The sequence below is a fragment of the Methanofollis sp. genome (assembly GCF_028702905.1).
In the GTDB taxonomy this organism is placed as follows: Archaea; Halobacteriota; Methanomicrobia; order Methanomicrobiales; family Methanofollaceae; genus Methanofollis.
Genome location: NZ_JAQVNX010000014.1, coordinates 1 through 16,655 on the forward strand (window position 1 = coordinate 1; position 16,655 = coordinate 16,655).

General features: G+C 63.4%; 19 protein-coding genes. 5 read left to right on the forward strand and 14 right to left on the reverse strand.

Features of this window, described 5'->3' with window-relative positions:
- The 5 genes from PHP59_RS03090 to PHP59_RS03110 all read left to right on the forward strand — a co-directional run.
- Window positions 1–594, forward strand: a 594-nt coding sequence (locus PHP59_RS03090; protein WP_300163422.1) for a methanogenesis marker 12 protein, incomplete at its 5' end; no start/stop codon positions are given.
- 296 nt (window positions 595–890) lie between these two features.
- Window positions 891–1,433 (forward strand): pyruvate ferredoxin oxidoreductase subunit gamma, encoded by a 543-nt coding sequence (locus tag PHP59_RS03095; RefSeq protein WP_067052158.1) that lies wholly within the window; start codon window positions 891–893, stop codon window positions 1,431–1,433.
- On the forward strand, window positions 1,433–1,693 hold the full coding sequence (locus PHP59_RS03100) for a 4Fe-4S binding protein (protein ID WP_300163431.1): 261 nt from the start codon (window positions 1,433–1,435) through the stop codon (window positions 1,691–1,693). The genes PHP59_RS03095 and PHP59_RS03100 overlap by 1 nt, the downstream gene beginning before the upstream one ends.
- A 3-nt stretch (window positions 1,694–1,696) precedes the next feature.
- Window positions 1,697–2,851, forward strand: coding sequence for a pyruvate ferredoxin oxidoreductase (gene porA, locus PHP59_RS03105; RefSeq protein WP_300163434.1), 1,155 nt, complete (start codon window positions 1,697–1,699; stop codon window positions 2,849–2,851).
- Between the two features lies 1 nt (window position 2,852).
- Window positions 2,853–3,752 carry a thiamine pyrophosphate-dependent enzyme gene (locus PHP59_RS03110; RefSeq protein ID WP_300163437.1) on the forward strand — a complete coding sequence of 300 codons (900 nt, stop codon included), beginning with the start codon at window positions 2,853–2,855 and terminating at the stop codon, window positions 3,750–3,752.
- Between the two features lie 222 nt (window positions 3,753–3,974).
- On the opposite strand, the gene PHP59_RS03115 is transcribed toward PHP59_RS03110, so the two are convergent.
- From PHP59_RS03115 to PHP59_RS03180, 14 genes are all read right to left on the reverse strand, one after another.
- A complete protein-coding gene (locus tag PHP59_RS03115) occupies window positions 3,975–5,765 on the reverse strand; it encodes a HAMP domain-containing sensor histidine kinase (protein ID WP_300163440.1) in 1,791 nt (596 codons plus the stop codon).
- A 441-nt stretch (window positions 5,766–6,206) separates the two neighbouring features.
- The gene (locus PHP59_RS03120) at window positions 6,207–6,821 is read right to left on the reverse strand and encodes a DUF5803 family protein (protein ID WP_300163443.1); all 615 of its coding nucleotides are present in this window, start codon (window positions 6,819–6,821) and stop codon (window positions 6,207–6,209) included.
- Window positions 6,758–7,963 (reverse strand): threonine synthase, encoded by a 1,206-nt coding sequence (gene thrC, locus PHP59_RS03125; RefSeq protein ID WP_300163446.1) that lies wholly within the window; start codon window positions 7,961–7,963, stop codon window positions 6,758–6,760. Before thrC ends, PHP59_RS03120 begins: the two co-directional genes overlap by 64 nt.
- A gap of 40 nt (window positions 7,964–8,003) precedes the next feature.
- On the reverse strand, window positions 8,004–8,717 hold the full coding sequence (locus tag PHP59_RS03130; RefSeq protein WP_300163449.1) for a metal-dependent hydrolase: 714 nt from the start codon (window positions 8,715–8,717) through the stop codon (window positions 8,004–8,006).
- Window positions 8,714–9,454, reverse strand: coding sequence for a nitrilase-related carbon-nitrogen hydrolase (locus tag PHP59_RS03135; RefSeq protein WP_300163452.1), 741 nt, complete (start codon window positions 9,452–9,454; stop codon window positions 8,714–8,716). The genes PHP59_RS03130 and PHP59_RS03135 overlap by 4 nt, the downstream gene beginning before the upstream one ends.
- Window positions 9,451–10,107 carry a MarC family protein gene (locus PHP59_RS03140; RefSeq protein ID WP_300163455.1) on the reverse strand — a complete coding sequence of 219 codons (657 nt, stop codon included), beginning with the start codon at window positions 10,105–10,107 and terminating at the stop codon, window positions 9,451–9,453. Before PHP59_RS03140 ends, PHP59_RS03135 begins: the two co-directional genes overlap by 4 nt.
- A 326-nt stretch (window positions 10,108–10,433) precedes the next feature.
- Complete coding sequence (gene ndk, locus PHP59_RS03145) at window positions 10,434–10,883, reverse strand: nucleoside-diphosphate kinase (protein ID WP_300163458.1); 450 nt, start codon at window positions 10,881–10,883, stop codon at window positions 10,434–10,436.
- 5 nt (window positions 10,884–10,888) lie between these two features.
- Window positions 10,889–11,080 carry a 50S ribosomal protein L24e gene (locus PHP59_RS03150; RefSeq protein ID WP_300163461.1) on the reverse strand — a complete coding sequence of 64 codons (192 nt, stop codon included), beginning with the start codon at window positions 11,078–11,080 and terminating at the stop codon, window positions 10,889–10,891.
- Between the two features lie 2 nt (window positions 11,081–11,082).
- On the reverse strand, window positions 11,083–11,289 hold the full coding sequence (locus PHP59_RS03155) for a 30S ribosomal protein S28e (RefSeq protein WP_004039246.1): 207 nt from the start codon (window positions 11,287–11,289) through the stop codon (window positions 11,083–11,085).
- A gap of 13 nt (window positions 11,290–11,302) precedes the next feature.
- Window positions 11,303–11,671: a 50S ribosomal protein L7Ae gene (gene rpl7ae, locus PHP59_RS03160; RefSeq protein WP_067052131.1), complete on the reverse strand. Its 369-nt coding sequence runs from the start codon at window positions 11,669–11,671 to the stop codon at window positions 11,303–11,305.
- A 97-nt stretch (window positions 11,672–11,768) separates the two neighbouring features.
- Window positions 11,769–13,745 carry a DUF2298 domain-containing protein gene (locus tag PHP59_RS03165; protein ID WP_300163472.1) on the reverse strand — a complete coding sequence of 659 codons (1,977 nt, stop codon included), beginning with the start codon at window positions 13,743–13,745 and terminating at the stop codon, window positions 11,769–11,771.
- The gene (locus PHP59_RS03170) at window positions 13,735–14,706 is read right to left on the reverse strand and encodes a lysylphosphatidylglycerol synthase transmembrane domain-containing protein (protein ID WP_300163475.1); all 972 of its coding nucleotides are present in this window, start codon (window positions 14,704–14,706) and stop codon (window positions 13,735–13,737) included. Before PHP59_RS03170 ends, PHP59_RS03165 begins: the two co-directional genes overlap by 11 nt.
- On the reverse strand, window positions 14,690–15,406 hold the full coding sequence (locus PHP59_RS03175) for a dolichyl-phosphate beta-glucosyltransferase (protein ID WP_300163478.1): 717 nt from the start codon (window positions 15,404–15,406) through the stop codon (window positions 14,690–14,692). The genes PHP59_RS03170 and PHP59_RS03175 overlap by 17 nt, the downstream gene beginning before the upstream one ends.
- The gene (locus PHP59_RS03180) at window positions 15,399–16,631 is read right to left on the reverse strand and encodes an NAD(P)/FAD-dependent oxidoreductase (RefSeq protein WP_300163481.1); all 1,233 of its coding nucleotides are present in this window, start codon (window positions 16,629–16,631) and stop codon (window positions 15,399–15,401) included. The genes PHP59_RS03175 and PHP59_RS03180 overlap by 8 nt, the downstream gene beginning before the upstream one ends.
- Window positions 16,632–16,655 lie beyond the last annotated feature (24 nt).

Below are 16,655 nucleotides of genomic sequence, written 5' to 3' on the forward strand. Positions count from 1 at the left end.
GCAAGCGGCATCCCTGCCGTCGTGATGCCGGGCATCCACCGCGGCTCCCCGACAGATCCCCGGTTCAAGGCGTACTCCCACCAGACAAGCCCGGAGAAGATCGGGATCGCCTACGAGGTCTGCCACGACCTCGGGCCCGACGTCGTGGTCTGCGACACCTCCTCGAACACCGTCACCCTCCTGGTCTCCGGGGGGCGGATCGTCGGCGCCTTCGATGCCTGCGTCTTCGCCCCCGGCACCCAGCACGGCGCCCTGGACGTCGATGCGATCCGGAGGATCGACGCGGGGGTCGAGACCGCGAACGAGGCCTTCCTCCATGCCGGCGTCTCCCACACCCTCCCGCCCGAGGAGCAGGACAGGACGATCGCGATGTTCGCGGCGATGGAGTGCGCCGCGATGCTCCTCCTCAACCCCGGGGCTCATGTGGCCCTGGCCGGGTCGAAGGGGCCCATCGTGGCCGAAGAGGTGAGCGCGTTGCTCGGCCGCCCGGTCGCTGTCTATGACGAGTGGTGTGCGGCCCGCGGCCTTGCCCGGGTAGCGCGGGACGTCTTCTCCGGGAAAAAGGAGATCCTGGGACTTTCCGTCGACTTCTGACGCCGTGCAGGGAACCGTGACCCCCGCGCGGGAAAGAGTCCGTGTGCCTCCCTCCCCTTCCCCGGTGGACAGGCGAAAAGATCCTTGAATATTATTTGCCGGGGTATTTTCTCGTTTCCTGTTTTTTCCTTCTTTTCGGAAGGTTGAAACCCGATGAGGTTTTTACTTTATGTGATACGTTGATGTCCCGGGATATGCATGGGAGGATGCGGGTTTTTTTCCGCGATTCCGGGTCGATTGTCCCCGGCACAAGATTCTTATTTATTAATCATGATAAATTCTATGGGGTAGTCTGAGTGAGAGAGTTACGCATCCATGGCAGGGGTGGGCAGGGTTCTGTCACTGCTGCCGAACTGATCGCCGTCGCTGCATTCGAAGACGGCGTCTATTCGCAGGCATTTCCTGCATTTGGAGTCGAACGGCGCGGCGCCCCCGTGCAGGCGTTCGTCCGGTTCAACGACGCGAAGATCCGCCTGCGTAGTCAGGTCTATGAGCCCGACTACATCATCGTCCAGGACAGCAGCCTGATCCGCGACGTCGATGTCTTCGGCGGTCTGAAGAAGGGGGGCATCGCGATCGTGAATACAGAACGCTCGATCGACGCCGCTGTTCCCGAAGGGGTCAGGCTGATCACCCTCGACGCCACCGGCATCGCCCTTGAGAAACTCGGTGTCCCGATCATGAACACCACGCTCATCGGCGCCTTTGCCGCGGCGACCGGCGAGATCGCCCTCCCCGCGATCAGGAAGGCCCTTATGCGGCGCTTCCCGGGAAAACTTGGCGAGAAGAACGTGGCGGCAGCCGAATATGCCTACAAACTCGTGAAAGGTGAGGCCTGATGGGGTTGAATGTCGGGTGCGCCGCCGCACCGGGCCGGGCGCGGGACAATAAGACCGGGTCCTGGCGGGTCTTCAAGCCTGTTTTCAAGTACGACAAATGCGTGAAATGTGGTCTCTGTGAGGTCGTCTGTCCCGAGGGCTGCGTGTACGAAGGCGAGGACGGCTATTACCACCCTGACTATAACTATTGCAAGGGCTGCGGCCTCTGTGCCGAGGAGTGCCCTGTTGATGACATCGAACTCGTCCAGGAGGCGAAGTAAGACATGATGGAGATTCTGGAAGGTTCCCATGCGGTCGCCGAGGCCGTCAGGCTCTGCCGCCCCCAGGTGGTCGCGGCATACCCGATCACCCCGCAGACCCATATCGTCGAGGCGCTCGCGAGCATGGTCGCCGACTGCAAACTGGACGCCGAGTATATCTGTGTGGAGAGCGAGTTTTCGGCCCTTTCGGCCTGCCTCGGGGCAAGCGCCGCGGGGTCCCGCGTCTACTCCGCGACCACCTCGCAGGGCCTTGCCCTGATGTTCGAGGTCTGCTTCAATGTGGCCGGGATGCGCCAGCCGGTCATCATGACGATCGCAAACCGCGCCCTCGGTGCGCCCCTGAATATCTGGAACGACCAGCAGGACTCGATCTCCCTGCGGGACTCGGGCTGGCTGCAGTTCTACGCCGAGGACAACCAGGAGGCGACAGACCTCCACTTCATCGCCTACAAGGTTGCCGAGGACCACAGGATCCTCCTGCCCGCGATGGTCTGCTTCGACGGTTTCATCCTGACGCACACCTACGAACCGGTGGACATGCCCTCGCAGGAGGCGATCGACGCCTTCCTCCCGCCGTACAAACCGGTCACCATCCTGGACGCGAAGAAGCCGATGTCCCTTGGCATGTACGCGACCCCCGACTACTACATGGAGTTCAGGTACGAGACCGACCAGGCCCAGAAGCGGGCGAAGGAAGTCTTTGCCGAGGTCGGCGCCGAGTTCGCCGCAAAGTTCGGCCGCGACTACTCCGGCCTGGTCGAGGGCTACCGCCTTGAAGACGCCGACATGGCGTTTATCGCGCTGGGCTCGATCTGCGGGACTGTCAGGGAAGCGATCGACGAGATGCGGGCCGAAGGGAAGAAGGTCGGCCTGCTGAAGATCCGCAGCTTCCGCCCCTTCCCCTCCGAGGAGATCAGGGCCACCCTCTCGGGCGTCTCGAAGGTTGCGGTCCTCGACAAGAACATCTCTCTCGGCCAGAAGGGTGCGGTCGCACTCGAAGTGCGGGACGCCCTGTACGGCAGCGGGATCGACGTGAAAGGCTATATTCTGGCCCTTGGCGGCAGGGACGTGCGGCAGGCAGACATCAAGGCGATCGCCGACCTCCTCGAAAAAGGAGAGGGCGACCAGTTCTTCGGCCTGCGGACGGAGGTGCTCTGAGATGACCGAGGAATGCGAACTCTTCGAGTGCGGCCACCGCGCCTGCGGCGGCTGCGGCCCGGCCCTTGCGGCCAGGCTGATTATGAAGGGGACCGGCGAGAACACGATCATCGTCGCCTCCACAGGGTGCATGGAGGTTTTCTCGACCCCATACCCGGAGACGGCATGGGGCGTGCCCTGGATCCACTCCCTCTTCGAGAATGCCGCGGCCGTGGCATCCGGGATCGAGGCCTCCCTCAAGAAGCAGGGGCGGGACGAGCATGTCGTCTGCATCTGCGGCGACGGCGCCACCTTCGATATCGGGATGCTCTGCATCTCCGGCGCCTTCGAGCGGGGGCACGACATCACCTACATCTGCTACGACAACGAGGCCTACATGAACACCGGCATCCAGCGCTCTGGTGCGACGCCGTACGACGCCGACACGACGACGAGCCCTGCTGGCAAGTGCTCGACCGGCAACCAGCGGCCGAAGAAGGACCTCCCGGCGATCCTGGCGGCCCACGGGGCGACCTATGTGGCCACGGCCTCGATCGCCTACCCGAACGACCTGATCAAGAAGGTGCAGCGCGCCGTCTCGACGCACGGCCCGAACTACATTCAGGTCCACGCCCCCTGTGCGACAGGCTGGGGCTTTGACGGCTCGCAGACGATGGCGGTCGGCCGCCTCGCGGTCGAGACCGGTCTCTGGGTGAACTACGAGATGATGAACGGCGAGGTCGAGCGTGTGCGCAAGGTCGCCCACAGAAAGCCCGTCGACGACTACCTCTCCGTCCAGAAGCGGTTCCGCCACCTCTACAGGCCTGGTCGGAACGAGGAGGAGATCGCCAAGATCCAGGCGATCGCCGACGCCAACGCCAGAAAGTTCGGGGTCGACCTGAACGTGAAGAAGGAAGAGTGACCGGGGATCCGGTCCATCGATCTTTTTTTTGTGCGCACCTGACCGAATCGCGTACGAGCGGTTGCTGGACGAAGACGGTGTCCCGGAATGGATCATACCCTCTGTGCTCGTTGCCCGGAGAAGGATGCCCATCTCTCTTCGGTCGTCCCCTGATCGTAGGATAGAACCGGGGATGAGCGAAAACGATACCCCAAAGAGGGAGATTGCCGTCCCCCGTTACCTTCAGTCCGTCTCCTGATATTTCCTGAGGGTGAACCGTATCGCCGCCCCCTCTCCCGGACGGCCCGCAACCCGGTCGTCCGCCCTGATCGTCCCGCCGTACCAGGTCACCAGGGACCGGCAGATATGGAGGCCGAGGCCCGTGCCCGACGCCGTGCTCTTCCCGCGCCTGAAGCGCTCGAAGACGGCGTCCTTGAGGTCGTCAGTGATGCCCGGCCCGGTGTCCTCGACCGAGACCTCCACCTTATCGCCGCGGTCGGCGACGGCGATCCTGATCTCCGTGCCGTCGCCGCCATGTTTCCGGCTGTTCCCGATGAGGTTGGCGACGACCTCCCCGAGGAGGTCGTCGGCCATCACCACGATGTCCGTACCGTCGTACCTGATCCTCGTGTCCGGGTGGAGGGCGACCTCCTCCCTGATGACCCTGTCGAGGGAGATGGGCGCAAGGTCGGTCCTCTTCTCGTAGGTCTTCCTGATCGTCCCGACATTCCTGATGATCTCGACGCTCTTGTGCGCACCGGCAAGGGCCTTCCCGGCGTACTCTCTCTGGTCGTCTGACAGGTCCGACTCTTTCAGGAACTCGAGGTACGAGAGGGTGACGGTGTTCGCGTTGTTGATGTCGTGGAGGAGGATGTCGATGTAGAGGTTTGCCTCCTCGTTGGCAACTTCCAGTTGTCCGGTCCTCTGGTCCACCATCTCTTCGAGGTCTCCGCTGTACTCCCTGACCTGCTCCTCAGACTCCCTCAACTTTTCGATGGTCTCCTTGAGACGCCCAACCATCATGTTGACGCTCTCTTCCAGGCGGGCGAACTCGATCCCTTTTGTCGCCCTGATCCTGTGGTCGAGGTCGCCCCGTGCGATGATCCCGACGTCCTCCACGATGGCGTCCACCGGGCGGGTGATGTACCACGAGGAGGCGAGGGCGACCAGCGCCCCGAAGAGGACGCCGAGCACCCCCGTGATGATATTGAACAGTTTGACCGCGTTGATGTGGTCGACTCTCTCCTGCAGGTTGTAGGTGACCTCGACGATCCTGGTGTTCTCGTCTGTCCCCCTGTCAGGGTCGACGAAGAGGTACCTGGTCATCCTGTGGGTCTCTTCGTCCATGACCGCAACGTCCGCCCGCGTCGTGAGGGCCTGCTGCAACATCTCCGGCCCGAGCGTACCCCCCGTTGTGTTCATCGGGTCGGTGAGGTCGACGACCAGGTCTCCGGCAGTGTCGTAGACCCTGACCGATTCCATGAACGGGTTGACCTCCCGCGCTTTCGTGACGATATCCTGCTGGTAGATCGCTGGTATCCCGCCCTGCTTTGGGATGATGACGGCTGCTTCCAGGAGATAGGACCCGTCCGGCGTCAGGTCGTATGCGCTGGTGGTGACCGAACCGTCGGAGTTCGTCCTGACCTCCCATGTGGGCTGGAAATGGCTGCTGTACCTGACAATGTCGGCGACCTCGGTGGTTCTGGTGAGGTGCACCGATGTCGCGGTGTTTTCGCCGAACAGACGGTGCAGATGTTCCTCCAGCGGCCGGGTGTCGGGCAGGGACGCATTGTCCGGCGGCGGGGTGTACCCTGTGACGTACGTGTCGAGGATGGCGACCATCTCCGTGCTGTAGTCCCTTCCCCTGTATGCCTCCTCTCTGTTGACCAGGACGACGGCCTCGCGGATCATCTCGTCGGTATGGTCCATCACCTCCTCGTACGCCTCGACGATCTCGCCCCTCACTTCGAGGTACGAGATCGTCGAGAGAAAACCGATGGTGACGCTGATGACCAGAAAAACGAAGAACAGCACGTAATGAAGATACGGCCTTCTGTCCCGGGAGGTGCTGCTGCTCTTATTCATGGGGTGTACCGGAGGTGCTGTCCTGGTGTCACTTTCGTGCGATATTTTCTATTGTTATCATTTGATTATAAGAGTATCTATTTGGAAAAATCTTGATATATTTATTTTCAACACAATCTTCTGCTGAATTGCCCTTTATTGGGAGGTAATTATATATGTGGTCCCTCGTGTCCGGGGCTGGCGGTCTCGTGACCGTCCGGGAACCGACAGGGCTGTTGTCTGGCCTCCCTGGTATTCGCCGACAGCAGAGGCTGCACGGATGGAGGCGTGATCCTGATTTCCCTGTATGGCCCTGAGAGTGATGCTCTGATGAAACGCCCCCTGCCCCGGCGTCGGGTCATCTGCCTGACAGGGGAGGGGAAAAAGAGGACTCTGGAGAAAAAGTTTGTCTCACTCCTGCCGTCTTCGCATCAGCAGGAAGGGGAAGAGGAGCACAACCGCCACGGTGAGCCAGACACTCCCGAAGATATAGAGGAGACGTTCCCGTGCCGGGTCGTAGAAGCGCACCTCGGCAGAGCGCACGCGGTCGAATGCGATCACGGTCGTGTTATTCTCCGTCGAGACCTCTCCCCCCTCGCTCACCCGGCCGAGGAGGGGGTTTTTGACGGCCTGACCTTCAGGGAGGGTGACCGTGATGTTCGAGGGCTCGGTAAAGATCAACTGGAGGTTCTTCTCCGTGATCGGGGCCTCGTAGGTCACCGTCACATTCCCCTTCTCGAAGGCGATGGTGTTCCGGTTCTTCTGCGTGTAGGTGCAGTTCTCCCCGCACGCCCCGGAGACCGTCACGTTTTTGCCCGTAAGGGGCACCCTCTCCCCGAGCATCCCGGGCTCCCAGAAAGAGTATTCACTCTCGTTGACGAGGGTGACCTCCCCCCGGTAGGCATCGCCGCCGGGGAGCACCGTCACCGTCGCCTCGAAGGCCGCGGCAGGCGCCAGCAGGATTACAAGTGCAAGACAGAGAGCAACGCCTGCTCGGTGGCGTCGATCTCGATCGGGGGTGGACACTGTTTTATCACCGTTTCCGGGTCCTTGAGGAGATGGCCGGTCACGACGCAGACGATCTTCTCGTCGCGATCGATCGCTCCCTCCTCCACGAGTTTCTTGATCCCCGCCACCGAGGCTGCCGACGCCGGTTCGACGCCGATCCCTTCCTTCCGGGCGAGGGCACGCTGCATGGCCAGGATCTCCTCGTCTGTCACCGATGCCGCGGTGCCGCCGGTCGCCCTGATGGCGATCAGGGCCTTCTCGGCATTCACCGGGGCGCCGATCCTGATCGCGGTCGCCACGGTTTCCGGGTGCTCGTCCGGCACGACCTCGCCGAGGTTGCCCTGGATCGCACGCACGAGAGGCTGCGAACCCGCGGCCTGGATGCCTGTCATCTTCGGGAGGCGGTCGATGAATCCGAGAGTCTCCAGTTCTTTCAGCCCCTTGTAGACTGCGGAGATGTTGCCCGCGTTGCCGACAGGGAGGACGAGCCTGTCCGGCACCTCGCCGAGCTGGTCGACCGACTCGAAGCCGATGGTCTTCTGCCCCTCAAGCCGGTAGGGGTTGATGGAATTGAGGAGGTAGATGCCATGCTTGATACAGAGTTCGCGGACAAGGGCGAGGGCCACGTCGAAGTTGTCGCGGATCGCGATCACCTTGGCGCCGTGCATCAGCGCCTGGGCGACCTTGCCGAGGGCGACCTTCCCTGCCGGGAGGAGGACGACCGCCGGGATGCCCGCCTTTGCGGCGTACACCGCCAGGCTTGCCGAGGTGTTGCCGGTGCTCGCGCAGGCCACGCTCTTCATGCCGAGCTGAATGGCCATCGAGACGCCGACGGTCATGCCGCGGTCCTTGAAGGAGCCGCTCGGGTTCATGCCCTCGTGTTTGGCATAGAGGTGGGGGAGGCCGAGTTCCTTTCCAAGCCTCTCAAGGTGGTACAGGGGTGTTCCGCCTTCCTGGAGAGTGACCGGCTTGATGGTGACCGGCAGGAGCTCCCGGTAGCGCCAGACCGAGAGGGGGCGCTGTTCCCACTCCTTCTTTGTCACGCTGATCGCGTCAAGGTCGTAGTTGACGGTGAGCAGGTGCCCGCATTTTTTGCAGGTATAGATGATCTCGCCGGGCGCGTATTCGGCACCGCAGTGGATGCACGAGAGACGGTACATGGAAGAGAGTAGGTCGTCAGGGTAGATAAAATTCGGGACGCTACCGCCCTATCCGGGCGGTGACGAGAAAGAGAAGCCAGAGAATACAGGCTGCAACGACGCCTGTCCAGGGGTAGAGGTCGGCCGGGACGAGTCCGGCGGGCCCTGCGGCCGCAAGGCCGAAGGCCGCGGCGCACATCGCGCCCGCATAGATGGCGGGCCTCTGGTCGCCGCTGCCTGTGACGATCTTCCCTCTCGTCCGGTGGTCGGAGAGGGGGAAGAGCCAGGCGACGCCGCTCTTCGTGCACGAGTCTTCGAGGAGGTGGCCGACTGCCCCGCCCAGGAACCCGAGGAGGAAGATGGTGAAGCCCATGTCCCAGGGTATCGCGAAGACGATGGCCCCGATCGCCCGGGCATAGAAGCCGAGGAGGGCCGTCATCAGCACGACGCCGATGAGGGAGTGGAGGACGCCGCGGTGCCGGGGCATGCCCCTCTCCCCGCAGAGGAGGATGAAGGGCAGGGAGATCGGGTAGTAGATCAGGTAGCGGATGCCGTAGCCGAAGACAGGGAGGATGACAAGCCTCTTTCCCCTGCCGCCCGGGACGCGGGTGTGGAAGATTGCGGAATCGTTTGCGTCGGCGTCCGGGGCGAGGGCCCCGATGAAGACGCCGAAGAGGCTGGCGATCAGCCAGGCCGGGTGGATGGACCAGAGCCAGGGGGCGAGCACGGCGGCGTCTGTAGCAAGGCTGATGGTGATATGTTCATTACCGTTCAAAGGCACTCCTTCCATGCAGCGTACAGGTCGGGCCGCCGGTCTTTCACGACCGGGAGGGCCGTCCGCATCGCTGAAATTTTCGTGAGGTCGATCTCGCCGATGACGAGGTCGCCCCTCTCTTCGCCGACGAGTTCCCCGTCCGGGCCGGCGATGCAGGACCCGGCCCCGGCGTTCGCGCCGGCGACATAATATTCCCCGTCGAGGGCCCGCGCCCGCACGAGGAGGTCCCACTGGGCGAGGCGCACCGCCGGCCACGCGGCAGGGACGAGGACGCAGTCGGCCCCGCAGGCCGCGTAGTGGGCGAAGAGGTCGGGGAACCTGAGGTCGTAGCAGACCGCGAGGGCGAACCTGACGCCCCCGGCCTCGAAGGTCGCCGGGACGGTGCCCGGTGTGCAGGCCGCATCCTCGCCGTCAGGGGAGAAGAGGTGGACCTTCGCATAACTCGCGGCGATCCTTCCCTCCGGGCTGACGGCATAGGCCATGTTCCGCGGCCTGAGATAGCCTTCATAGCACGACCCGACGACCCAGATGCCGTGCTCCGCGGCGGTCCGGCAGAGGGACCGGAGGATGCTGGGGTCGGCCCGCGGCTCCGTGGCCGACCACCCGGTCGCGAATTGCTCAGGGAGGACGAGGAGGTCGGCCCCGGCGGCCCGTGCCTCTCCGGCGAGGGCGCCGGCCCGGGCAAGGCCGTCCGCGACCGTGGCGGCGGGCGCCATGCCGGCACAGCAGACCTTCACAGCCCCGCCCCTGTCAGGATGGGGAAGGCCGCCTTGATCCCGGTGATCACGAACTGGACGGCGATGGCGATGAGCATCATACCCATCAGCCTGTTCACGGCGCGGTACTCCCGCTGCCCGACATGGCGCATGATCCTCTCGGAGTTGGCGAGCATCAGGTACGTGGTCCCGACCGCCAGGAGGATCGCCCCGATCACGACGGCGATCCCGACCGGGTTCCAGGACGTCGCCTCGTTGGTGAGCACGATCGCCGTCGTGATGGCGCCCGGCCCCGCGATCATCGGGATCGCGAGGGGCATCACCCCGACGTCGTCGGCGTCCTGGCTCTCGTACTTTTCGGTCGCCGAGATCTTCGTCCGCGAGGTCTTCGCGTGGACCATCTCCATGCCGATGCCGAAGAGGAGAAGCCCGCCCGCGATCCTGAAGGCATCCAGGGTGATCCCGAAGAGTTGCAGGATCAGGCCGCCCGCGATCGCAAAGAGGAGGAGGACGGCGAGGGCGTACCAGCACGCCACCCTGGCGACCGACCTTTTCTGCACCTCCTCCATCCCTTCGGTCAGGGAGACATAGAGAAGCGTCGCTGCCAGAGGGTTGATGACGATGAAAATCGATGATACGCTGAGCAGTACAAAACTCAGCATGTCGCCGCTCATGGAGAAAGGTAGGTTCTCTCCGGGTTAATGCCTTTCGAGGGATCTCTTCTGGGGGGAGAGAGGAGGAGAAGGCGGCGGATCGGTGTCTCCACCGGGGGGCTGTTGCCCCCGGTCCACTCCTCGGGGAAGGCGGTGGATCGGATCTCTCCCCTGTTTCAGATTTCAGGGCAGGCGCTTGCTCTCTCTCCACAATTTCATCGCGCACACCTGACCGGATTCCGCACTAACAAAGTCGGCCCTGTGGAGACACGCACACAAAACCGCGAAGAAGAAAAGAACCGTACAGAACAGACGAGAAAAAGAAACCGGGAAAATCCCGGTATTATTTACTCGTACAGGACCGGTTCGTCGATCCTGGTGTAGGATACGATCTCGTCGCCGGCGAAGTGGATTGCAATCTCGCGGGCGGCGCTCTCGTCGGAGTCCGAGGCGTGGATCACGTTCTTGCCGGTCTCCATGCCGAAGTCTCCCCTGATAGTCCCGGGTGCGGCCTCGGCCGGGTTGGTTGCGCCGACGAGTTTCCGCACAATCGCCACGGCACCCTTGCCTTCCCAGACCATCGTGAGCACAGGGCCGCTCATGACGTACTCCTTGAGGGAGGGGAAGAAGGGCTTGCTGACGTGCTCGGCATAGTGCTCCATGACCTTCTCCTCAGGGAGCATGGTGAGCCGCGCCGCCATGAGCTTGAGACCCTTGGCCTCGAGCCGGGAGATGACCGCGCCGATGATGCCGCGCTGGACACCATCGGGCTTGATCATCACGAAGGTCCTGTCCATCAGGTTCACTCCTTGCCGAGGGCCTTGCGGCCTGCTTCGGTCCAGGCGACCTTACGGGGGACACGCCCGAGATCGTAGTTCTTGTGGCACTTCATGGAGCAGAAGTAGAAGAGAGCCCCGTCCTTCCGGACGAAGAGTCTCCCTGTTCCCGGCTCTATTGACTTGCCACAGAAATTGCACTTGTACGTCTCTACCATCCTTACCGCCTCGAAAGTTTCTTCGCTTCGCGCTCGGTCTCGAGGAGCATCAGGATGTCACCCTCGCGGATGGGGCCGACGGTGTTGCGGGTGATGATCCGGCCCTTGTTGTTGCCTTCAAGGACGCGGCACTTCACCTGCATGGCCTCGCCGTGCATCCCGGTGCTGCCGATGACTTCAATGACCTCTGCGGGTGTTCCGTCTGCCATTCTGAAAACCCCCTCAAGCGCGCAGTTCGCTGACCTGCTTCACGATCTCTTCGACGAGCTCTTTTGCCTTGCCTGACTTGACGATCGCCGCTGCCGCAGAGCCTACATTCAGGCCGGACGCCGCGCCGATCTCGTTCTGCTTGCTGATGAAGAGGTACGGGATCTTCTTCTCGTCGCAGAGAGGGGCAAGGTGCATGACGATCTCTTCGGGCTCGACGTCGGACCCGATGAGTACGAGCTGTGCTGTACCGCGCTCGATGCACTTGGTGGCCTCGTTCGATCCCTTCTTGATCTTACCGGTGTCACGGGCGATCTCGAGCGATTCAAGAGCCTTGTTCTGGATTTCCTCCGGAACTTCGAATTTAACGTATATTTTTGCCATAACTCACCTCATTCAGGAGCGTAGATTCTCCCTCATCAATCATCAGTCGTGATTGAGCAACCATATCAATTCTACAGGGAAACTGATAAACCTTCCTTCACTGCCTGATATAGACCGTAACCCCACCGGCATTATACGCGGGCACAAGGCCCTCTGTCGGGAGGTTGATCCGGTAGTGCGAGCGTTCGAGGTCGCCGACGTACAGGTGCGTTACCCCGTATTTCTCCATCAGGGAAAGAGTTCTCGACGAGTCTTCATAGATGGCCTGCACGTCATTTTTCCGCTGCGCGATCGCCGGCCAGTCGTCCCGCCACATCTGTTCGTGGGCGGGCATACCGAGAACCGCCGGGATGCCGGTGAAAGAGGAGACCCGCGAGTAGTAGGTGTAGTCCCCTTCCACCGCCTCGACGAGAGTGAGGTCTCCCTCCTGTGTCCTGAGCCACGCGATCGCTTCGGCATCGCCCGGGTGCTCGTCCGCGATCCAGGCGGCGCCGTCGAGGGTGTGGGTGCCGGTGCCGTACCCGATGGGGACGGTGAAGGGGATGACGACCAGGGCAAGGGCCGCGACTGCCCCGAGGGTCCGCCACTGTGCGGCGGAGAACCTCTCGGGCCTGACCACCCCTGCAAGCCTCTTTGCCGCCGCGACAAGGGTGCCGGTGCCGAGGAGGATCCAGGCGACCGAGTAGCACTTGAAGACGGTGTTCATCCTGAAATACGTCTCCCCCATGTTGTCCTTGAGATAGACGAACTCGCAGACGATGACGATGACGAGACCTGCGGCGCAGAGGAATGCCTCCGGTGAGACCTTCCGCCGGGAAAGGAGCGCCGCAAGAGGCAGGGCGGCGATCCCTGCCGCGAGGTAGCCCGCGAGGGCGAAGGGGACGGGCACCAGGAGGAGGGCCGGCATCCGTCTGATCTCCGGGATCAGGAGTGCGATGAGGACAACGAGGAAAAAGCCGTGGACGAAGAGGAACTGGGCCGGGTCCGACGGTGCGGTGACGAACTCCAGGCCCTTGACGCCGGCGCCGTGGAGCATGAGATAGTACGGCGCATAGAGGGCGATTCCGAGGGGCGGAACCGCCAGGAGGTAGCGCAGGTCGCCGTGCCGCCGCCAGATCAGGAGACCGACGGCGACGATGGCGGGAGCGTACAGGAGGACGTCCCAGGAGTTGACCGCGGGCATCGACCCGAGGGCGAGGGCCGAAAGCCCGACGACCGTCCACCGCGCCCTCTCCCCCGACTCCTCCCAGCGGCAGAGGGCGTACGCGATCAGGAAGATGAGGAGGAACTGGACAGCGATCCCGGAGACATGGGGGTGGAGGTCGCCCCAGACGAACGAGAAGAAAGTGTACTCGTTGATCGTCCCGTCGATGACGCGGGTGCTGTTCCAGAGGACCTTCGCCACAGGCGTGCCGATGACGACCTCCCTGATGAACGCCGGGTTCACCAGGAGGAAGATCGCGAGCGGGGCCCAGGGAAGACGCGGGACCAGGAGACGACCGGTGGCATAGGCCGCCACCGCCGCGGCGCCCGCGATCGTCGGCAGGGCAAGGTTGTACGCCCCCGTCGAGGGGACGCCCGCCGTGACCCCGAGGACGCCCGCGATCCAGTAGCCGAGATAATAGTAGACGTCGAGAGTCCCGCCGGCAAACCAGGGGTCCATGGGCGGCACGACCGGTTCACGCATGACCGAGGCGAGGAAGGCGTGGTCCATGAACTTCTCGGCAAAGGAGATGGACGGAGTGACGAACCGTGCGGAGAGCATCGCGGCGAAGAAGGTCAGGAAAACGGCGTCCCAGATCAGGGCCGACCGCAGGGCCTCCCGCGTGTACTCGCGCCTGTATACCGCGTACGCAGCGAGGACGACGAAAGGTACCAGCGCCGTCTGCACCGGAAGCCCCGCGAGGGCGGCGTACCACGAGACGGCCCCGTAGATGAGGACCGACGCCGGGTATGCGACAGGTGCGGCATACTCGCCGAGCGCCCCGGCAAGGCGGGGCCAGAGGGCGACCTGGAGAAACTTGACCAGCACGAGCCAGGAGAGGACCATCAGGACCTGCGCCTCAGGGCTCACGCAGCTCCTCCCGGGAAAGGCCCTCCGAGAAGGAGCGCTTCATCAGGGAGACCGACCAGTCGCCGAAGTAGTAGAGGGACGCGATGCCGCCGACCAGGGTGACGCCGTTTTTGATCAGGTGGTCGATGACCGCGATCACCGTCGCCGTCGCCGGGGCCATGCCCGCGAGTTCGAAGGTGACGGCAAGGGCGAACTCGTAGGTGCCGACGCCGCCGGGCGTGATCGGGACGGCCTTCACCAGGTTGCCGACGACCACCGCAAGGACGATGATCGGGAAAGGTATCCACTCCCCGAACATCAGGACGACGATGGCGCAGACCGCGATGTCCACGAGCCAGATCGCGATGGACGAGGCGCCCAGGATGAGGACAGCCTGGAGGTTGAGGGAGGCCGCCCTGATCTCCGCGAGCATGCGGTAGACGACGGCCAGGATCCGGTTCTCCGAGTGCCGGTCGCCCACGAACCAGAGGAAGAGGGCGAAGGCGATCCCCCCCACGATCGGGACAGCGATCAGGGGCAGGAACCAGTCGGGCACGTCGAGGACGAAGGGCAGGGCGATCAGGCCGAGGACAGCGACGGTCACGACATCGAAGACCCGCTCGACGATGATGGACGAGAATCCCTGGGAATAGGTGGCCAGCTTCTCGTGCTTCAGGATAAAGAGACGCACAAGGTCGCCGAGGCGCGCCGGCACGATCAGGTTCGCCGTCTGGGAGAGGAAGATGCAGGCCGTCGAGAAGATAAGGCCCACCCTGACGGTGAGCCCCCCCAGGACCGCCCGGTACCGCCAGCCACGCAGGAACCAGGCGGCCGTGCAGACGACGACGGCCGCCGCAAGGTACAGCGGGTCGGCGCTGGCGATCGTCATCACAAGGTCGTCCCAGACCCGCCAGAGCATGTACGCCAGGATTCCGACCGCGATGACGGTCGGAATGACAACCGCACTAATTTTTCGCCACATGGATCTGCCACCAGAGCCCGAGGATCTGCGAGCCCATCGAGAAGACGTCCTTGAACCGGACAGTCGTCCCTGGCCCCTGCCGCCAGACCACAGGGAACTCTTTCACCACATAGCCTTTGCGCTGCCCCCGCACGAGCACCTCGGTGTCCCAGAACCAGTGCGGCGCCTGCACCCCGGGGACGAGGGCGAGGATCGTCTCCCGCCTGAAGGCCTTGAAGCCGCACTGGTGGTCGTGGAGACGGCTCCCGAGGACCGTCCTCACCAGGAGGTTGTAGCCCCTGCTTGCGACCTCCCTGCCGCCGCTCCTGACGATGTCGGAGTCGGGCATCAGGCGCGACCCCGTCGCGATGTCCGCACCCGACCTGATCGCCCCGACAAGTTCGGGGAGATGGGCGAGGTCGGTCGCCAGGTCCACGTCATAGTAGCAGACGACCTCGTAGCGTGCGGCCTCGATCGCGCGGTTCAGTGCCTTCCCCCGGCCGAGACGTTCGTCGGCATGGAGGAGACGGACGCGCGGGTCCTTCTCGTGCCATGCCCGCACGAACTCCGCACTCCCGTCCGTGCTCCCGTCCTCCGCGACGATCACCTCGAAGGCGTCGGTGATCGCCGCGAGTGCGGCGACCGACTCCGGGATAGCCCGTTCAAGGGCCGGCCTGTCATTGAAGACCGGCAGGATCACCGAGACCCCGTCCTCAGCCACGGAGCGCCTCCGTCATCTTCCGGGCGACCTCCTGCCCGGCGATGATCGACCCCTCCATCGAACGTTCGGGGTAGTTGGGCTTCGAGAACATCCCGGCAAGGTAGAGGCCGTGCTCCTCGTACGCCGGGATCTGGTCGGCGAAACCCGTCGTATAGACCGGGCCGGCGAAACGCTCCACCGCAAGTTCGCTCCAGTGGATTGCACTCTCCGGCACCGAGAACCGGCGGCAGAAATCGGCGAGCATCGTCTCTTTCAGTCCGGGCGCCGGCCTGTCGCTGAAATACGAGGCCAGATAGACGATATCCTCGCCGTAACGCTCCCGCGGCGCGAAGTTCGTGTGCATGACGACGGCGCCGTACGGCGCCTGGTCCTTCATGTTCAGCCAGTAGATACCCTTCGAGACGTCGCGGTCGAGACCGATGGTCATGCAGGCCGCCCCCTGGTACGGCACAGGGGCGAACTCCCCGATCCCGCTGAGGCGTGCGACCTCCTGCGGCGGTATGGTGGCGAGCACGGCATCGAAGGGCCGATCATTGACGAGCCATTTCTCCCCCTCGCGTCTGATCGAGGTTGCGGGCGTCCCTTTCTCGATCGTGCACCCCTTGTCGAGGAGCTTCTCTTCCATCCCGTCGATGACCTGGTGCCACCCGCCCTTCAGGTACCCGAGCCTCTCCCCCTCGACGCCGCGGTCAGACCTGATCGCGATCCTGGAGATGAGCCACGCCGCCGAGACCTCGTGCCGCCTCTCCCCGAACTTGCTCCGCAGCAGGGGCTCGAAGAAGGAGGTGTAGACCCGGTCGCCCAGATGCTCCCTGATGTAGTCGACCGCCGGCACCGCGTCCAGAGGTCCGAGGTCGAGGTGCTTTGCCCTGAGAGTGAGCATGCCCAGGCGGAATTTATCGAAAAAGGAGAGGTGGGGATAGCGGAGGATCTCCATCGGGGAGGTCAGAGGATGGATCTTTCCGTCCACGTAGTAGCCTGTCGATCCTTTCAGCCATTCGAGACTCTCGTAGAGCCCGAGGTCGCGGAGGAGGGCGAAGAGGTGCTCGTCCCCGGCAAAACAGTGGTGGTAATATTCTTCGACCCAGGAGTCCCCGCGGTGATATGAAGCGAGGCAGCCGCCGAGGACCGGTCTTTTTTCAAGGATCGTGACCTCAGATATATCAGAGAGGGAGAGGGCGGCGACAAGGCCTGATAAGCCCCCTCCGAGAATACAAATATCCATAATCTGCAATACTGTGTATCATCG

Excerpts from the sequence above, each read along its gene's own strand:
- PHP59_RS03170 (WP_300163475.1), bottom strand. The coding sequence starts at position 14,706 with ATGTGGCGAAAAATTAGTGCGGTTGTCATTCCGACCGTCATCGCGGTC.
- rpl7ae (WP_067052131.1), bottom strand. The coding sequence starts at position 11,671 with ATGGCAAAAATATACGTTAAATTCGAAGTTCCGGAGGAAATCCAGAAC.
- PHP59_RS03110 (WP_300163437.1), top strand. The coding sequence starts at position 2,853 with ATGACCGAGGAATGCGAACTCTTCGAGTGCGGCCACCGCGCCTGCGGC.
- thrC (WP_300163446.1), bottom strand. The coding sequence starts at position 7,963 with ATGTACCGTCTCTCGTGCATCCACTGCGGTGCCGAATACGCGCCCGGC.
- ndk (WP_300163458.1), bottom strand. The coding sequence starts at position 10,883 with ATGGACAGGACCTTCGTGATGATCAAGCCCGATGGTGTCCAGCGCGGC.
- PHP59_RS03140 (WP_300163455.1), bottom strand. The coding sequence starts at position 10,107 with ATGAGCGGCGACATGCTGAGTTTTGTACTGCTCAGCGTATCATCGATT.
- PHP59_RS03180 (WP_300163481.1), bottom strand. The coding sequence starts at position 16,631 with ATGGATATTTGTATTCTCGGAGGGGGCTTATCAGGCCTTGTCGCCGCC.
- PHP59_RS03155 (WP_004039246.1), bottom strand. The coding sequence starts at position 11,289 with ATGGCAGACGGAACACCCGCAGAGGTCATTGAAGTCATCGGCAGCACC.
- porA (WP_300163434.1), top strand. The coding sequence starts at position 1,697 with ATGATGGAGATTCTGGAAGGTTCCCATGCGGTCGCCGAGGCCGTCAGG.
- PHP59_RS03150 (WP_300163461.1), bottom strand. The coding sequence starts at position 11,080 with ATGGTAGAGACGTACAAGTGCAATTTCTGTGGCAAGTCAATAGAGCCG.
- PHP59_RS03100 (WP_300163431.1), top strand. The coding sequence starts at position 1,433 with ATGGGGTTGAATGTCGGGTGCGCCGCCGCACCGGGCCGGGCGCGGGAC.